Annotated in this window: 16 protein-coding genes; 10 read left to right on the plus strand and 6 right to left on the minus strand. The window is 64.4% G+C overall.

Annotation, left to right across the window (positions count from 1 at the left end; genetic code table 11):
- Positions 1-67: 67 nt before the first annotated feature.
- Together LOY54_RS16280 and preA are read left to right on the plus strand one after the other, a co-directional pair.
- Positions 68-1,435, plus strand: coding sequence for an NAD(P)-dependent oxidoreductase (locus LOY54_RS16280; protein WP_258607177.1), 1,368 nt, complete (start codon positions 68-70; stop codon positions 1,433-1,435).
- Complete coding sequence (gene preA / locus LOY54_RS16285) at positions 1,432-2,709, plus strand: NAD-dependent dihydropyrimidine dehydrogenase subunit PreA (RefSeq protein WP_093387493.1); 1,278 nt, start codon at positions 1,432-1,434, stop codon at positions 2,707-2,709. Before LOY54_RS16280 ends, preA begins: the two co-directional genes overlap by 4 nt.
- Before the next feature lie 56 nt (positions 2,710-2,765).
- Here preA and LOY54_RS16290 read toward each other — a convergent pair whose 3' ends face one another.
- Together LOY54_RS16290 and LOY54_RS16295 are read right to left on the minus strand one after the other, a co-directional pair.
- A complete protein-coding gene (locus LOY54_RS16290; RefSeq protein ID WP_258607178.1) occupies positions 2,766-4,673 on the minus strand; it encodes a hypothetical protein in 1,908 nt (635 codons plus the stop codon).
- Between the two features lie 41 nt (positions 4,674-4,714).
- Positions 4,715-5,344, minus strand: a complete 630-nt coding sequence (locus LOY54_RS16295; protein WP_258607179.1) for a LysE family translocator — start codon at positions 5,342-5,344, stop codon at positions 4,715-4,717.
- Between the two features lie 124 nt (positions 5,345-5,468).
- On the opposite strand from LOY54_RS16295, the gene LOY54_RS16300 reads away from it, so the two are divergent.
- Complete coding sequence (locus LOY54_RS16300) at positions 5,469-5,852, plus strand: DUF2784 domain-containing protein (protein ID WP_045194073.1); 384 nt, start codon at positions 5,469-5,471, stop codon at positions 5,850-5,852.
- Here the strand turns inward: LOY54_RS16300 and tam are convergent.
- Both tam and LOY54_RS16310 read right to left on the minus strand, forming a co-directional pair.
- Positions 5,849-6,613 (minus strand): trans-aconitate 2-methyltransferase, encoded by a 765-nt coding sequence (gene tam, locus LOY54_RS16305; RefSeq protein ID WP_258607180.1) that lies wholly within the window; start codon positions 6,611-6,613, stop codon positions 5,849-5,851. The two genes, LOY54_RS16300 and tam, sit on opposite strands and share 4 nt — an antisense overlap.
- Positions 6,614-6,675: 62 nt before the next feature.
- Positions 6,676-8,130: a PLP-dependent aminotransferase family protein gene (locus LOY54_RS16310; protein WP_258607182.1), complete on the minus strand. Its 1,455-nt coding sequence runs from the start codon at positions 8,128-8,130 to the stop codon at positions 6,676-6,678.
- Between the two features lie 90 nt (positions 8,131-8,220).
- On the opposite strand from LOY54_RS16310, the gene LOY54_RS16315 reads away from it, so the two are divergent.
- From LOY54_RS16315 to LOY54_RS16335, 5 genes are all read left to right on the plus strand, one after another.
- A complete protein-coding gene (locus tag LOY54_RS16315; protein ID WP_258607183.1) occupies positions 8,221-9,432 on the plus strand; it encodes a multidrug effflux MFS transporter in 1,212 nt (403 codons plus the stop codon).
- A gap of 34 nt (positions 9,433-9,466) precedes the next feature.
- A complete protein-coding gene (locus tag LOY54_RS16320; RefSeq protein ID WP_045195638.1) occupies positions 9,467-9,946 on the plus strand; it encodes a GNAT family N-acetyltransferase in 480 nt (159 codons plus the stop codon).
- Between the two features lie 77 nt (positions 9,947-10,023).
- Complete coding sequence (locus LOY54_RS16325; RefSeq protein ID WP_176794246.1) at positions 10,024-10,845, plus strand: WG repeat-containing protein; 822 nt, start codon at positions 10,024-10,026, stop codon at positions 10,843-10,845.
- A gap of 44 nt (positions 10,846-10,889) precedes the next feature.
- Entirely contained in the window at positions 10,890-12,623 is a 1,734-nt protein-coding gene (locus LOY54_RS16330; protein WP_258607185.1) for a hypothetical protein, read from the plus strand.
- Entirely contained in the window at positions 12,620-13,906 is a 1,287-nt protein-coding gene (locus LOY54_RS16335) for a hypothetical protein (protein WP_258607187.1), read from the plus strand. The genes LOY54_RS16330 and LOY54_RS16335 overlap by 4 nt, the downstream gene beginning before the upstream one ends.
- 41 nt (positions 13,907-13,947) lie before the next feature.
- On the opposite strand, the gene LOY54_RS16340 is transcribed toward LOY54_RS16335, so the two are convergent.
- Positions 13,948-14,568 (minus strand): TetR/AcrR family transcriptional regulator, encoded by a 621-nt coding sequence (locus LOY54_RS16340; RefSeq protein WP_045194080.1) that lies wholly within the window; start codon positions 14,566-14,568, stop codon positions 13,948-13,950.
- A gap of 159 nt (positions 14,569-14,727) precedes the next feature.
- Here LOY54_RS16340 and dkgB point away from each other — a divergent pair, with 159 nt between their 5' ends.
- Complete coding sequence (dkgB, locus tag LOY54_RS16345) at positions 14,728-15,531, plus strand: 2,5-didehydrogluconate reductase DkgB (RefSeq protein WP_258607188.1); 804 nt, start codon at positions 14,728-14,730, stop codon at positions 15,529-15,531.
- Here the strand turns inward: dkgB and LOY54_RS16350 are convergent.
- Positions 15,528-15,770, minus strand: coding sequence for a DUF2790 domain-containing protein (locus tag LOY54_RS16350; protein WP_045194082.1), 243 nt, complete (start codon positions 15,768-15,770; stop codon positions 15,528-15,530). The genes dkgB and LOY54_RS16350 overlap by 4 nt on opposite strands.
- Before the next feature lie 160 nt (positions 15,771-15,930).
- Between LOY54_RS16350 and LOY54_RS16355 the strand changes: the two genes are divergently transcribed.
- Entirely contained in the window at positions 15,931-17,361 is a 1,431-nt protein-coding gene (locus LOY54_RS16355; RefSeq protein WP_258607190.1) for a PLP-dependent aminotransferase family protein, read from the plus strand.
- Positions 17,362-17,401 lie beyond the last annotated feature (40 nt).

A 17,401-nucleotide genomic window follows, 5' to 3' on the forward strand; every position in this document is an offset into this window, starting at 1 on the left:
CGACTCGACTTGACCCGCGATGGAAGGCAAAGCCTTCCCCAAAAAATAAAAAAATGAGGAACCCACCGTGATCGATTCCCTCAACCACCTCCCCCGACCGTCCGAGAACAACGCCACCCTCGCCGAACACTTCAGCGACCTGGCGCCAGCGTTGAACGCCCGTCAGGCCGCGCTGGAAGCCTCACGCTGCCTGTATTGCTACGACGCGCCTTGCGTCAACGCCTGCCCCAGCGAGATCGACATCCCTTCGTTCATCCGCAACATCCACCAGGAGAACGTCCAGGGCGCGGCGCAGAAGATTCTCTCGGCCAACATCCTCGGCGGCAGTTGCGCGCGGGTGTGCCCCACCGAGATCCTCTGCCAGCAGGCCTGCGTGCGCAACAACCACCAGGAGTGCGCGCCGGTGCTGATCGGCCTGTTGCAGCGCTATGCGGTAGACCACGCCGAGTTTGCCCAGCACCCGTTCCAGCGCGCCGCCAGCACCGGCAAGCGCATTGCCGTGGTCGGCGCCGGCCCGGCCGGGCTGTCGTGCGCCCACCGCCTGGCCTGGCACGGCCATGACGTGGTGATTTTCGAAGCCCGGGAAAAAGCCGGTGGCCTCAATGAATACGGGATCGCCAAATACAAGCTGGTCGACGATTTCGCCCAGCGCGAGCTGGACTTTGTCCTGCAGATCGGCGGCATCGAAATCCGCCACGGCCAGGTACTGGGCGACAACCTCAGCCTAGCCGAGCTGCAACAGCAGTTCGACGCGGTGTTCCTCGGCCTGGGCCTGAATGCCGTGCGCCAGCTGGGCCTGGCCAACGAGGCAGCACCGGGCATGCTCGCCGCCACCGAGTTCATCCGCGAACTGCGCCAGGCCGATGACCTCACCTCCCTGCCGGTGGCCGACCGTTGCATCGTCCTCGGCGCCGGCAATACCGCCATCGACATGGCCGTGCAAATGGCCCGCCTCGGTGCCCGCGACGTCAACCTGGTGTATCGCCGTGGCGTCGAGGACATGGGCGCCACCGCGCACGAGCAACACATCGCCAAGGACAACCAGGTACGCCTGCTGACCTGGGCCCAGCCCGAACAAGTGCTGCTCGACGATCAGGGCCGGGTGCGCGGCATGCGCTTTGCCCGCACGCACTTGAGCGATGACCGCCTGCAGCCAACCGGCGAGACCTTCGAACTGGCTGCCGACGCGATCTTCAAAGCCATCGGCCAAGCCTTCGATGGTGGTGCCCTGAGCGACAGCAGCGGCCAGCAGCTGGCCCGCGAGGGCGAGCGCATTCGCGTCGACGAGCAGCTGCGCACCAGCCTGCCCGGCGTATACGCCGGCGGCGACTGCACCCAGCTCGGCCAGGACCTTACCGTCCAGGCCGTGCAGCACGGCAAGCTGGCCGCCGAGGCCATGCATGCGCACCTGATGCTCAATGTGGAGGCTGCATAATGGCTGACCTGTCGATCGAATTCGCTGGCATCAAGGCGCCCAACCCGTTCTGGCTGGCCTCCGCACCGCCCACCGACAAGGCTTACAACGTGGTCCGTGCCTACCAGGCCGGCTGGGGTGGCGTGGTCTGGAAAACCCTGGGCGAAGACCCCGCCGCAGTCAACGTCTCGTCGCGTTACTCGGCGCATTACGGGGCCAACCGCGAGGTCATGGGCATCAACAACATCGAGCTGATCACCGACCGTTCGCTGGAAATCAACCTGCGCGAAATCACCCAGGTGAAGAAGGACTGGCCAGACCGCGCACTGATCGTCTCGCTGATGGTGCCCTGCGTCGAAGAATCCTGGAAAGCCATTTTGCCGCTGGTCGAAGCCACTGGCGCCGACGGCATCGAGCTCAACTTCGGCTGCCCCCACGGCATGCCCGAACGCGGCATGGGCGCGGCGGTCGGCCAGGTGCCGGAGTACGTCGAACAGGTCACCCGCTGGTGCAAGACGTACTGCTCGCTGCCGGTGATCGTCAAGCTGACACCGAACATCACCGACATCCGCCAGTCGGCCCGCGCCGCCCATCGTGGTGGCGCCGACGCGGTGTCGCTGATCAACACCATCAACTCGATCACCAGCGTCGACCTCGAACGCATGGTTGCCCACCCCATTGTCGGCGACATGAGCACCCATGGCGGCTATTGCGGCTCGGCGGTCAAGCCGATCGCCCTGAACATGGTTGCCGAAATCGCCCGCGACCCGGCCACCCACGGCCTGCCGATCTGCGGTATTGGCGGCATCGGCAGCTGGCGTGACGCCGCCGAGTTCGTCGCCCTCGGCTGCGGCGCGGTGCAGGTGTGCACGGCGGCGATGCTGCATGGCTTTCGCATCGTCGACGAGATGAAGGACGGCCTCTCGCGCTGGATGGACAGCCAGGGCTACCGCAGCCTCAAGGAGTTCCAGGGCCGCGCCGTGGGCCACACCACCGACTGGAAGTACCTGGACATCAACTACCAGGTGGTGGCCAGGATCGACCAGGCGGCATGCATCGGTTGCGGGCGCTGCCACATCGCCTGCGAAGACACCTCGCACCAGGCCATCGCCAACCTCAAGCAGACCGACGGCAGCCACCGCTACGAGGTGATCGACGCCGAATGCGTGGGCTGCAACCTGTGCCAAATCACCTGCCCGGTACAGGACTGCATCGAGATGGTCCCGCAGGACACCGGCAAGCCGTTTCTTGACTGGCTGCATGACCCGCGCAACCCCTACCGCGAAGCGTCCTGAGGCATGAGGTTACGACCTTGGCGTTGCAAAGCGCCAAGGTCGCCTTGCTCACAAGGCTACTCGGGCTCGAACTCAAACAGCGTAGGCTTGCCGTTGATCAGCTCAATTCGGCCAACCTGCCATCGGTTGGCTTCGAGCTGAACAGGCTTGGGATAAAACGTGTGTACATTCGTGCCCAGTGTGACTGTGCAGCAGACATGTTCGGCGGTGAGCTCGCCAACCTTGGAATAGTTGGTTACCACGATATCGTAGCGCCTGTAGTACCAATAAGAGATATCGATGACCTCCATTCCCGGGCCCGTCATTACATCCTGGACAAGACGGGCGTAAGGCGACCTTTCCAGATCGCCCCTGTTTGCGTAACTCACGCTTGGCTGTTCATTGAGCGACGCATGCGGCATGTTCAGGGCGACATCCAGATCTCCGAGTGCGGCGCTCCAGCTCAGGCATACTTTTCCTGCCCGGCCGTTTGTAAGTTCAGGGCCAGTGTCTTTTGTTAGTGTTTGTGCAGCAACGTCAAGCGTTTCAACGAATAGTGCGTTTTCGATCTGGGTGGCCAGCTTCGGCTGTAGACGCTCCATTTCTGCAGTCGCTTCGCCGATATAACGAATGCGGCTGACCGCCAGAGCGTCATTGGCAGCCACAAGAGCAGTGTGATCTGCGGGACCATGGTTGACCACGAACACATCCGCCTGCGGACAACTGCGCGCATAGTCATCGGCGGCAACGGTAAAGTTGCCGCGGCTGGCGTTCAGGTAATGTTTGCACTCAAGGACAAAACGGGTGTTGCTGTTACGGTCGCCGGCAGAATCGACGCGCAGGATGCGAAAGTCCGGTTGAATACCGACTTTGCGTTTTTTACTGGTCCCTACCAGGTCGGAGCGCAACTCTGCCCAGACATCATACTGCTCACCCTGCCACTGGTAAGACGCCAGCCGGCTACCCCCAAACGCGAAAGACAAGACCCCATTTGCATCGGGATGGAATTGCAGGCTTTCGGTACGCCGCGCTGCAGTTTGCAGCATAACGCTGCCAACCCATACGGAATAGAGCTCGTGGCGCTTGCGCCATAAAGGCAGGTTGAGCAGGTCAAGCAACTCCTTGCGGGTGCGATCGACCCATTGCTCGCGTGTTGTCAGTGCGTCGAGTGTTGGTGTGACGCTCGCCACAATATCCTGGGGGGCGAGCCTGCCCTGGCGGACTCCCTCGACAATCGACCTGAGGTAGAACTCGATTCCGGCATCTACCTGATCGTGGGTTGCCGAGATCCGTGCACGATCCACTTCTGACAAGCTGGGCAACCGAGAGGCCATTAGACCATCCCTGCTTGAAGCCATGCTCCCACACCAGCTTCTAAGATCATTCAGCAATTGCGCAAGACGCAGCACTACATGATCAAATTCGGCATGCTGAGTAGCCGGCATAGGCAGCACCTGGGGAAACCCCTCGCATTTCGTGCTGCCGACCCCCGACACAAACGATTTCAAGCTATTCCTTAATTCCCAGAGCTGAACGGCCGAAGCTAACTCATACCGAGAAACCAATACCCTTTCCAGCCGCTCAACACTCTGACGAAATGCCTCCAGCGTCGACTTGATAGGATTGCTCACATTCTTGAAGCGAAAAGACACGCTCAGCGGCTGCTGCCCCTGCGCCTCAGCCAGGGCCAAGGTCTGCAGGATATCCTTCATCATCACACCGAAATCGCGCTGGGAGGTCAGTACCGCCACCAGCAAGGTCTCGACGCTGACCTGAGCCAAACCACTGCGCGCATCTGCCTTCAACAGGGCCTCCACCGATGGGTGAGCAACCAGTGAAGGTACCGACGCCAGCAGCGCCTGCTGTACCTGATGGTCAAACTGTACATCACGCCCCGGACGCCGCTTCAGGTTCAGTTCAATACCTGCGCCACTGAGCAGCTCGCGCCACAACGCCTGAGCGCTCACTACCGTGAGTCCATTCATGGTGGTTCCTGTAGATTCGGCTCAAGTGGGGTACCGCGGTTTCAGCGTAGATCACTGCGCCGGTACAGGCTCAAGCCCACTGCCAGCGCCGCCAGCATGCCGGCGCAACTGCGGTTGATCCACTGCATGGTGCGCGCCGAAAAGCGCCGCATGGCGTGCCGCCCGCCATAGGCGTAGACGGCCATCATCAGCCCGTCGATCGCCGCGCTGATGATCGCCAGCACCAGGTACTGCTCGGCCACCGGTTGCTCGGGGCGAATGAACTGCGGCAGGAACGCCGAGAAGAACAGCAAGCCCTTGGGGTTGGACAAGCCGACGAACAAGGCCCGCAAGAAGGCCGAACGCCCCGTGGCGCCAGCGCTCACCGTGCTACGTTGCAAGGCCCCGCTCGGCGCCCGCCAAAGCACCCAGGCCAGGTACAGCAGGTACACCGCGCCCACCCACTTGACCACGCTGAACAGCTGCTCCGAAGCCTGCAGCAAGGCCCCCAGGCCACAGCCCACCGCCGCAATCAACACCAGGTCGGAGAGCATCGCCCCGGCCATGCCGAAACCGGCCACGCGCATGCCGTGGGAAGCGCCATTGTTCAGGGCCAGGAGCATCGCCGGGCCGGGGGTGATCATCACCGCGCTGGCGGCGATAACGTAGAGTAGCAGGGTCGAGGCTTCCATGGCGGGCTCCGCGGGCAGAAAGGCTCAAGCATGCCTCGGCCAGACTGATCATGGCAATCGTGCCATCCCGCGAATGCCTATATCATGACGGTTACAGGAATATCCCCGCGAGGAAGGAATCGTCATGCTTTACCGCCTGGGCGCCGATGGTCTGGTGCTGTTTCACTTGTTGTTCATTGTCTTCGTGCTGTTTGGCGGTTTGCTGGTGCTCAAATGGCGCGGTGCGATGTGGTGGCATCTGCCGGCGATGAGCTGGGGCATGGCCGTGGAGTTCTTTCACCTCACCTGCCCGCTCACCGAGTGGGAAAACCGCCTGCGCCAGGCCTCGGGCCTGGCCGGTTATGAAGGCGGCTTCATCGAGCACTACATTTGGCCGATCATCTACCCGGCGGGGCTGACGCCTGGCATCCAGCTGGTGCTCGGCTCGGTGGTGGTGCTGGTCAACGGCCTGGTCTACCTGCACGTAATGCGCCAGTGGCAGGCGCGACGTCAGCAGCGCATTGCCTAACGCGTGGCGACGATGAACAGGCGCGGGAACGGCAGCAACACCGTGCCATCGGCGGCAGGCGGATAGGCCTGCTCCATCGCCTGCAGGTAGTACTGCAGAAAGTCTGCCTGCTCCTGGGCATCCAGCGCCGCCAGATACGGCCGCAATGCCGAGCCCTTGAACCACTCCACTACCGCCGGCGCGCCGCCTGCGAGCGGGTGGTAATAAGTGGTGCGCCAGACGTCCACGCGCCGGCAATGGGGGCTGAGCACATCGTAGTAATAGGCAGCGGTGTGCCGTGGCGGCAGTTTCAGGTCACCGACCTTGCTGGCCCAGCTGCCCAGTTTGGCGATCTCGCGAAGCTGGCGGTGGGCCGGTTCGTCGAGGTTGTCCGGGGTCTGGATCGCCAGGCTGCCACCGGCCGTCAATTGACGTACCAGCTGCGGGTACAACAGCGCGTGGTCGGGCAGCCATTGCAGCGAGGCGTTGGCGAGGATCACATCGACACCCTCATCGACGCTCCAGCTAGCGATATCAGCCACTTCGAAGGCCAGCTGCGGCAAACGCTGGCGGGCGGCGGCGATCATGTCTTCGCTGCTGTCCAGGCCGGTCACCTGCGCCTCGGGATAGCGGCTGGCGAGCACTTGCGTGGAGTTGCCCGGGCCGCAGCCAAGGTCCACGGCGCTGGCGACTGTGTGGTTGGGCAGCGCCGCTACCAGGTCGCGCACCGGGCGCGTGCGTTCGTTCTCGAAGGTGCTGTACTGCGCGGCGGACCAGGTCATCGCAGGTTCCTTTAGTGGCCTTGGGAAATCGAGCGTGTCCTAGCATGCCGGTTACCCGCCGATTAAGAAACCTCGTACAGCAGCGCCGCCAGTTTGCGCCCGGCAAAACGCAGCTGCGCATCGCTCAGGGCGGTGAAGCCGATCATCACCGCAGGCCGCAGTTGCACCTGCTCGCAGAAGCTGCCGATCGGTTGCAGTTGCAGGCCCTGGTCGGCGGCGCGCTGGCAAAAATCCTGCTCATCCGCCCCTGCCGGCAACCACAGGACAAAGTGCAAACCGGCTTGCTGGCCGCTGACCTCATAACGGCCCGGCGCATGCTCGGCCAGGCAGGCGAGCAGCAGGTCGCGGCGCTGCTGATAGGCCTGGCGCGCCTGCCTCAGGTAGCGTACGAAGCTGCCATTGGCCAGGTACTCGGCCAGGCCCAGTTGCTCGGTAACCCCGACCGCGCCGCCGGTGCCCTGCAGGGTCGCCAGCAACGGTGCGCGCAGGCTCGCCGGCACCAGCATGAAACCCACGCGCAGACCGGCGAACAGGGTCTTGTTGAAACTGCCGCAGTAGATCACCCGGTCGCCGTGATCCAGCGCCTTGAGCGCCGGCAGCGGTGCGTTGTTGTAGTTGAATTCACTGTCGTAGTCGTCTTCGACGATCCACGCCTCGGCACGCTTGGCCCAGTCCAGCAGCATCAGCCGCCGCGACACCGACAGGGTCACGCCCAACGGCGACTGGTGCGCCGGGGTCACGCAGGCCAGGCGGGCATCCAGGTGACGCTCAAGCGCTTGCGCGTCGATGCCCTCGGCGGTTACCGGCACCGCCACCACCTGCGCCCCGGCCCGCGCAAACAGCGACCTGGCGGTGCGGTAGCCGGGGTCTTCGACACAGGCCTTGTCGCCCGGGCGGATCACACTGCGCGCCAACAGGTCGATGCACTGGCGGATGCCGCTGGTGACGATCAGGTCCTGGGCAGTGCAGCGGATGCCGCGATAGCGGCGCAGGTAGTCGGCGATCTGCTCGCGCAGGGCCGGCAGCCCGGCCGCATCCGGCGAGCTGAGCAAGGCTGCCGGCGCTGTCGCCAGGGCCTTGGCCAGCGCCTGGGACCAGGCCTTGAGCGGGAACAGCGCCGGGTCGGCCAGGCGCGCGACAAACGGCACACCCACCTGCACACCGGCGCCGCTGGCCGTGCTCGGTGCGCTGAGCGGCTGGCACGCCGGCGCCGCTGCCGGCTCACTGCCAGCAGCGATAAAGGCGTCAGGCACCACTGCACACACCCGGGTACCGGAGCCGGCCACCCGGTTGACATAGCCCTCATCGCGCAGACGCTCGAACACCAGCTCCAGGGTGCCCCGCGACAGCTGCCAACGCTCGGCCAGGGTGCGCGTCGAGGGCAAGCGGCTGCCGGCCGCCAGGCGCTTGTCGAGGATCGCATCGCGCAGGGCGGCATAGGCGCCTTGCTGCTTGCCCTGGGCCAATGCCGTGGGCAGCGGGAGATCGAGGGCGATGGCGGCTTTGCCTGTGCGCATAGTGGTCCAATCAGGTTTGTTCTTAATGGCGCTGCCGATTAAACCACATTGGCCGCTAAGGTCTGCGCATCGATCACAAGGAACCGTTCAATGCCCACCCCCTTCTCGCCCGGCCCGCGAACCTGGCTTCTATTGCTGCTGATGATTGTCTGCCTGCCGCGGGTGGCCCTGGACATCTACCTGCCCGCCCTGCCCGACATCGCCATTGCCCTGCACGCCAGCGACGCTCAGTTGCACCTGACCCTGACCCTGTACATGCTCGGCTACGCCCTGAGCATGCTGATCAGCGGCCCGCTGTGCGACCGCTTTGGCCGTCGCCCGCTGTTGCTGCTCGGCGGCACGATCTACCTGCTGGCAAGCCTTGCCTGCAGCCTGGCCAACAGTGTCGAGGTGCTGATTGCCGCGCGCCTGTTCCAGGCCCTGGGCGGTTGCTGCGGGGCGGTGATTGGCCGGGTGATGGTGCGTGATCACTTCGACCGCCAGCAGCAGGGCCAGTTGCTCGGCTACCTGTCGATGGGTATGGCGCTGTCGCCGATGATTGCGCCCGTGCTGGGCAGCCTGATCGAAACCGGCCTGGGCTGGCGCTGGATCTTCCTGCTGCTGACCTTGAGCGCTGCCCTGAGCCTGCTGCTGATCGCCCTGCGCCTGCCGGAAACCCGCCCGCCGCAAGTGGACGGGCTGCGTCAGCAACCGGTGCTGAAGGTCTACCTGCGCCTGCTCGGTGACGGCTACTTCATGCGCTATTCACTGGCGATTGCCTGCGTTTACTGCACCTACTTCCCGTTCATCGCCGAGTCCTCGACCCTGCTGCAACGCCGCCTGGGACTGAGTTCAGCGCAGTACGCCGCGGTGTTCGCCGTCACCGTCGGTGGCTACCTGGTAGGCTCGCAGCTGTTTCGCCGGCGCAGTGGCCGCTACAGCGCCGATGCCTTGCTCGGCCAGGCCCTGGTGCTCAACCTGGCTGGCGCGCTGCTGCTGATGCTCGCCACCCGGCTGTGGCCCGACGCGCTGCTGGCGATCGTCCTGCCGATGCTGCTGATCATGCTCTCGGTGGGCCTGGCCATTCCGGCCTGCCAGTGGGCGGTGCTGCAGCCTTATGCGGCCATCGCCGGCAGCGCCTCGGGGTTGTTCTTTTTCATCCAGATGGCCTTCACTGCGCTCTGCAGCCTGGTCATCGGCCAGCTCTCCGATGGCAGCGCCGGGCCCCTGGCCGGCATGACTGCGCTGGCCAGCCTGGCCTTTGCCTTGGTGCTCAAATGGCTGCGCAGCGAAGCGATGACGCTCAAGGCCGGTTCCGGCTAACATGGGCGATTACCTCACCCGCCGGAAGCCTGCCATGAGCCTGACCATCCGCCCCGCGCGGCGCGAAGACGCCGCCCAGATCCTCGCCTTCATCACCGAGCTTGCCGACTACGAGCGCGCCGTCCACGAAGTAATCGCCTCCCGGGCCGACATCGAACGCACCTTGTTCGACGACGGCGCCAAGGCCCTGAGCCTGATTTGCGAGCGCGACGGCCAGGCCATTGGCTATGCGGTGTACTTCTACAGCTACTCGACCTGGCTGGGGCGCAACGGCATTTACCTCGAAGACCTGTACATCACCCCCGAGCAACGCGGTGGCGGTGCCGGCAAGCAGTTGCTGCGTCATATCGCCGTCGAAGCCCTGGCCAACGGCTGCGGGCGCCTGGAGTGGAGCGTGCTCGACTGGAACGAGCCGGCCATCCAGTTCTATAAATCCCTGGGCGCCCTGCCCCAGGATGAATGGGTGCGCTACCGCCTCGAAGGCGCCGGCCTTGAGGCTTTCGCCCGCGGTTGAATGGCTGGGCAAGTGCGGCGCGATCGGCTAAGGTGCGCGCCTTGCCCTTACCTCGCCTTGCCAAGGAATGCACTGAATTGAAGGCCCTCTTTCGCTCCCTCCCGTTACTGTGCCTGGGCGCTGCCCTGGCGGCCTGCAGCGCCACCCCCGCCGACCCGGTCAGTTTCAAGGAAAATGACCTGTATGGCCTTAAAGACCCCAGCGGCAAGGTCATCGTTGCGCCGTCCATCGAGCTGCAACCGGTTTACCACGAAGGCATGGCAGCCGTTCGCATCAACAACAAATGGGGCTACATGGACCGCAAGGGGCAGTTGCTCATCCCGACCCTCTACAAGCGCCCCGGGCCGTTCAGCGATGGCCTGGCAGGCGTCTGCCTGACGTATTCCGAGTGTGGCTACATCGATACCCGGGGCCGCACCGTGGTGCCGTTCGAGTATGACTGGGTAGAGGGTTTCGACGACGCCAAGGATGGCCTGGCGGTAGTCGCCAAAGGCAACCTGTTCGGCATGATCAACCGCAAGGGCGAGCAGGTGATCCCCCTGCGCTTCAGCTCGCGACCCATTACCGAGAAGGGCTATGTGCTGCTGAACGACAGCGCCAGCAAAAAAAGCGGCCTGATGAACACATCCGGCAAAGTGGTGCTGCCTTTCGAATACGACGGCTTCGCCTACAATACCTGGGGCGGACGGCTGATCAACGACAATCTGCTGAGCGCGGCAAAAGAAGGCAAATGGGGCTTTATCGACCTTAAGGGCAAGGTGGTGCTGCCCTATATCTATGACAGACCCGGTTTTTTTCGCGACGGCCAGGCCATCGTACAACGCGACGGCAAGCACTACCGGATCGACCGCAAGGGCAACGAAACGCCCTTGGAATACGAGCCATTGAAGCTACCCTGAGAGTATTTCCAATGATGTAAGCCTGGTGCACAGGAGTGCTGCCCATGGTCGTCAAAGCCAATAGCCAGACCTTCACCATCCTCGCCCAGGACCCGGCGGTGCGTGATGCCCGCGGCCAATTGCTGTTCGCCCGGGTCAGCGTGCCGCTGGAAACCCTCGGCCTGGGCCCCACCGGCTACCGCCTGAAGGTGGTCGACTTCGACGCCTCGCGCAACCAGCTGTACCACGCCCACGCCTACCAGCAGGACGCCACCAGCGGCGCGATGATCGACCCCTTCGATCAGCCCGGCGAGGCGCTGCTGGGCAATCCGGCGTTCCACTGCCAGCACGTCTACGCGGTGGTCATGCGCACCCTGGCGCGCTTCGAGATGGCCCTGGGGCGCCGGGTCGGCTGGGGCTTCGAGGGCCACCAGTTGCATGTGGTGCCGCATGCTTTCGTCGAGGCCAATGCCTTTTACTCGCGGGCCGACCGCGCCTTGATGTTCGGTTATTTCAAGGGCCTCGACGGCCGGCACGTGTTCACCTGCCTGTCCCACGACATCGTCGCCCACGAGGCCACCCACGCGATTCTCGACGGCCTGCGCGGCGGCTTCATGAATGCCTCGGGGCCCGATCAGGCAGCCTTCCACGAAGGCTTTGCCGACGTGGTGGCGCTGCTGTCGGTGTTTTCCCTGCGCGAAATCATCGAGTACGCCCTGACCAATGGCGGGCGTATCGAGCTCACCGTACAGGGCGATCGCCGGCTGCTCAACGGCGACCAGCTGAGCCCGCAGAACCTTGCCGAGTCGCTGCTGTTCGGTATCGGCGAAGAGTTCGGCCAGCAACTCGAAGGCCTGCGCGCCAATGCCCTGCGCCGCTCGGTGATGCTGCCGCCGTCGGCGGATTACCTGAGCGACGAGCAGTTCGCCGAAGCCCACAACCGTGGCGAAGTTTTCGCCGCCGCCATGCTTCGCAGCATGCTCGCGCTGTGGGTGGCGCGCCTGGGCGAGCTGGGCAATTTTGGCGACAACCTGTACAACCTGCGCGAAGTGGTTGAAGAAGGCGCCAAGGCCGCCGACCAGTTGCTGACCATCGCCATCCGCGCCCTGGACTACTGCCCGCCGCTGGACCTGGAGTTCGGCGACTACCTGGCCGCCCTGCTCACCGTCGATGCCCAAGTGGCCCCGGACGATTCGCGCTACGACTACCGGTTGATCATCCGCACCACCTTCGAAGCCTTCGGCATCAATCCGCCGCCAGCGCGCACCGACAGCGACGGCTGCTGGCACGGCTTTGCCGACAACGGCCAGGTGCAATACCGCAACAGCCACTTCGACTCGATGCTGCGCGACGACGAAGAGGTGTTCCGTTTTCTCTGGGAGAACCGTGCGGTGCTGGGCATCGACGAGCGCGCCTACACCGAAGTGGTGTCGGTGCGCCCGAGCATCCGCCTGGGCACCGACGGCCTGCTGCTGCGCGAGAGCGTGTGCGAATACATCATGAAGGCCAACATCTTTGGCGCCGAGCTCAAGAGCGTGTGCAACATCAGCCCGCGCCCGGCCTGGATCAAGACCACCGACGCGCTCACCGTCTACGGCGCCGGCACGCTGATTTTCGACCAGTACGGGCGCATCAAGTATCACGTCCAGCGCCCGCTCAACGACGGCCAGTGGCAATTGCGGCGCTTGAGCTACCTGGCAGGTCTCGATACCAGCGAGCTGGACCTGCGCAACCCGTTGGCGCAACTGCACCGCCACCGCGCCTGGCAGGTCGGCCCATTGCGCGAGGAGCAAGCATGAACCCGACCAGCCTGACCCTCTATGCCTACCAGGTCGGTTTTGGCGACTGCTTTTTGCTGCGTTTCAACTACCCCGGTGACGTACGCCGCCATGTGCTGATCGACTTCGGCTCCATGGGCATGCCCAAGGGCGTTGCCCAGGGCCAGCGCCTTTTAGCGATCGCCGAAGACATCAAGGCCAAGTGTGCGGGCAAGCTCGATGCGGTGGTCGCCACCCACCGGCACGCCGACCATATCAGCGGCTTTGCCAGCAATCGCGCTGGCACCGCCAGTGGCGATGTGATTCGCAGCCTGGCACCTGAGCTGGTGCTGCAACCCTGGACCGAACAGCTGGAGCTGGCCGAAGACGCCATCGCCCCCGAGCAACCGGGCCTGCGCGGCGCGCGCAGCATGGCCCAGACCCTCAAGAGCATGAATGCCCTGGCCAGCGCCGTAGTCAAGCTGCTCGACCAGGGCAAGCATGGGTTGTCCGCAGAGCTGGCCAGACGCCTGGGGTTTATCGGCGAAGACAACATCTCCAACGCCAGCGCGGTGAACAACCTGGCGAGTATGGGCAAGCGCAACGCCTATGCCTTTTTCGGCAGCGACGATGCTCTGGCCGAGCTGTTGCCCGGTGTGCGTACCCATGTTCTCGGCCCGCCCACGGTCGAGCAGAGCACCTCGATCCGCAAGCAGCGCAGCCGTGACCCGGCCGAGTTCTGGCACCTGCACCGGCAACTGGTCGATGCCCAGGTCACTGCGCCGGACGACGACCCCGGGCCCTTTGCCGACTACCCGGCGACCCGTGGCAGCAAGCTGCCGATGAGCACCCGCTGGATCGCCCGGCGGGTGCGCGAAGCCCGTGGCGAGCAGTTGCTGCAGATCGTCACCGCGCTGGATAAGGCAATGAACAACACCAGCCTGATCCTGCTGTTTGAAGTGGCGGGCAAGAAGCTGCTGTTCCCGGGCGATGCGCAGATCGAGAACTGGAGTTACGCACTGAGCCAGCCGGACATTCGCGCGTTGCTGGCAGACGTCGACCTGTACAAGGTCGGCCACCACGGCAGCCTCAATGCCACGCCAAAAAGCCTCTGGGGCGGCTTCAACAAACGCGGCAAGGCCGGTACACCGCAACGTTTGACCAGCGTGCTGTCGACCATGCCCGGCAAGCACGGCAACCCCGAGGCCGGCACCGAAGTGCCAAGGCGGCCGTTGCTGGAGGCGCTGGGCAAGGAGAGCGAGTTGCACAGCACCGATGGCTTGGAGCCGGGAAGCTTGTACGAGGAGATCGAGTTCAGCTTTTGACGATCAGGGCCCTATCGCTGGCTTGCCAGCGATGCTTTTGATCAGGGCTCAAGCCCGATCCCCCTGAGGATCACACTGGTCACCGTCTGTACCGCCCGTTCGAACTGCAGCTCCGACAGCGGTTGGTGATCGTTGAGCAGCCCGACCTGGTGGCTGAAGTCGGCGTAGTGCTGGGTCGAGGCCCAGATCATGTACAGCAGGCCCGAGGGCTCCACCGCCAGGATCCGCCCGTCTTCGATCCACTGGCGGATCTTCGCTTCTTTCATTTTCGCCCAGTCGTACAGCGGGTCGTCCAGCGCCGCGCCGAGGTTCGGCGCACCATGGATGATCTCGTTGGCCCAGACTTTGGAGCCATGGGGCCGGGTGCGCGAATGGTTCATCTTGGCGCGGATGTAGCTGCTCAGCACGATGCGCGGATCGTCATACAGTTCAAAACACAGGGCATCCTGCTTCCACACATCGAGCAGGCCGAACAGCACCGCCTGGTACAGCTCGGCCTTGGTGCTGAAGTAATAGTGCACGTTGCTGCGTGGAAGCTGCGCGGCCTCGGCGATGTCGGCCATGGCGGTGCCGGCGAAGCCTTTTTCGGCAAAGACCTTTTCCGCCGCCAGAAGGATGTTGTCAACGTTGCGTTGACGAATGCTGAGCTTGTGCTGGGCCATGGCCGAATCCGTTGCGACTGACCCTGCAAGGCTACCACTGCCGGAGCATTCGTGCGCTGCAAGCAAAAAGCTTGTGCGGCAACGGGCATTTTTCTGCGTGGGCACAGTCGCAATACTGCACGTCTTGTTTATCAACGCTCGCACCGGAGGAACCCGCTCATGACTATTCCCGCCCTTGGCCTTGGCACCTTCCGCCTCAAGGACCAGGTAGTGATCGATTCGGTGGCCACCGCCCTCGAACTCGGTTACCGCGCCATCGACACCGCGCAGATCTACGGCAACGAAGCCGAGATCGGCCAGGCCGTGGCCGCTAGCGGCATCGACCGTGACGAGCTGTTCATCACCAGCAAGATCTGGACCGAGAACCTGGCCGCCGACAAGCTGATCCCCAGCCTCAAGGACAGCCTGCACAAGCTGCGCAGCGACTACCTCGACCTGACCCTGATCCACTGGCCATCGCCCCAGGGCGCAGTGCCGGTCAGCGAGTTCATGGGCGCCCTGGCCGAAGCGCAAAAGCAGGGCCTGACCCGGCAGATCGGCGTATCCAACTTCACCATCGACCTGCTGCGCCAAGCCATTGAGGTGGTCGGCAAGGACGCCATCGCCACCAACCAGATCGAGCTGCACCCGTACCTGCAGAACCGCAGGCTGGTGGACTTCATGCACCGCCAGGGGATTGCCGTGACCTCGTACATGACCCTGGGCTACGGCAAGGTCCTGCACGACCCGGTGATCGAGCAGATCGCCGCGCAGCACGGCGCCACCCCGGCGCAGGTGACCCTGGCCTGGGCCCTGCAGCTGGGTTATGCGGTGATCCCGTCCTCGACCCGGCGCGAGAACCTGGCCGGCAACCTCAAGGCCCGCGAACTCAAGCTCAGCGCTGACGACATGGGCAGGATCGCCGCCCTCGACAGCGGCCTGCGCCTGACCAGCCCCGAGAGCCTGGCGCCAGCCTGGGACTAACCGCGGTCGGTGCAGACCCGGGCCAGTTTCAGGTACTGCAGGCTGTGTTGCCGGCCCGCGGAGTCGACATAGACCATGCTGGCCAGCACCACCTCGCAGGTGTCGCTGGCCGGTTCGCTCAACTGCAGCACCCGGGCGACATCCACGGGCATGCCATAGTGATAGACCGGCACCGGTGTGGCGGCTTGGGCCGTCGCCGCCAGCAACAGGCTCAAACCCGGCAGATAACGCAGGCTCATGGTGATTCTCCTGTGCACGCAAGCGGTTCGCCGCAGTGCCGGCGAACCTCGACCCGTTGAGTGTGGCGCGCTGCGGGCATGGGCGTTGCACCAGGGGATCAACGGCAGCGAATCAGGTAACCTGAACGCCAGACAAACGCCTGCGGATACGCCCCTCACCATGGAACTCCACATCAGCCTGCAGGGCCGCAAGGGCCTGGCCGAGCAGCTTTACCAGCAGTTGCGCGACGGCATTGACAGCGGCCGCCTGGCGGCCGGCACGCAACTGCCCCCCAGCCGCCTGCTGGCCGAGCAACTGGGGGTGTCGCGCAAGACCGTGGCCGAAGCCTATTCGCGCCTGACCTACGACAACCTGCTCAGCGGCCAGGTCGGCAAAGGCAGCTTTATCACCCCTGCCGCCACCCGCAACCCACCACCCAGTACCAGCATCCCCCTGGCCAGCGCCGCCACCCTGGCCAAATGGCGGGCCCGGGCCAACCCGCTGGCTGACCTCAAACTGCCGATGTTGCGCTACGACTTTATCGGCGGCGCCTCGAGCAAGGTGCAGTTCCCCTTCGATGACTGGCGCCGCTGCAGCCAATACGCCCTGCGCCAGATCCGCCACAGCAGCGCCCGCTACAGCGCCCACCAGGGCCTGCCGGAGTTGCGCGAGGCGATCGCCCGGCATATCGCCTTCGCCCGCGGCGTGCGTTGCAGCAGCCAGGACGTGGTGGTCTGCAACGGCGCCCAGCAAGCCCTCGACCTGATCACCCGGGTGCTGGTCGAACCCGGTTGCCAGGTGGCCATGGAAGACCCCGGCTACACCCCGGCGCGCCAGTTGTTCCTGGCCCAGGGCGCCGAGCTGCAATGCGTGCCGGTCGACGCCGAGGGCATGTGCGTCGAGCAGATCGCCGAGGGTACACGGCTGATCTACGTCACCCCCTCGCACCAGTTCCCGCTGGGCATGCCGATGAGCCCGGCGCGCCGCCAGGCCTTGCTCGAACGTGCCGCAGCGCTGGGCGCGATCATCATCGAGGACGACTACGACAGCGAGTTTCGCTATGAAGGGCGGCCCACCGACTCGTTGCAAAGCCTCGACCGCCACGGCCTGGTGGCCTATGTCGGGACCTTCTCCAAAACACTATTGCCGGAGCTGCGCCTGGGTTACTGCATCGTCCCCGAAGCGCTGCGCGAGGCGATATGCATCGCCAAGCAACTGACCGACTGGCACACCCCGACCCTCAACCAGTGGGCGCTGGCGCAGTTCATCAGCGAAGGCTCGCTGCAAAAACACATCCGCCGCGTGCACGAGGTCTATGCCGCGCGCCGCGAATGCATCCTGGCCCGCCTGCAGGGTGATCTTGCGCCCTGGTTCGAAGTGGTGCCGGCCACTGCCGGTTATCACTTGAGCGCCCTGGCCCGGAGCGATCTGGACGTCGAATTTCTGATCAGCATGGCGCGCAAGGTCGAGGTCGGCCTGTATTCACTGGCGCCCTTCCATGCCCGCGTGCCGGTGCGCCAGGGCCTGCTGCTGGGCTTTGGCGCCATCGAACGGCTGGACATCGACCCGGCCCTGGACCGCCTGCGCGACGTGCTCCAGGCCCTTGACTGATTGGCCTCCTGACAAAGGGCAAAATTGGCTATTCGAGTAC

This window comes from Pseudomonas sp. B21-032 (assembly GCF_024748965.1).
In the GTDB taxonomy this organism is placed as follows: Bacteria; Pseudomonadota; Gammaproteobacteria; order Pseudomonadales; family Pseudomonadaceae; genus Aquipseudomonas.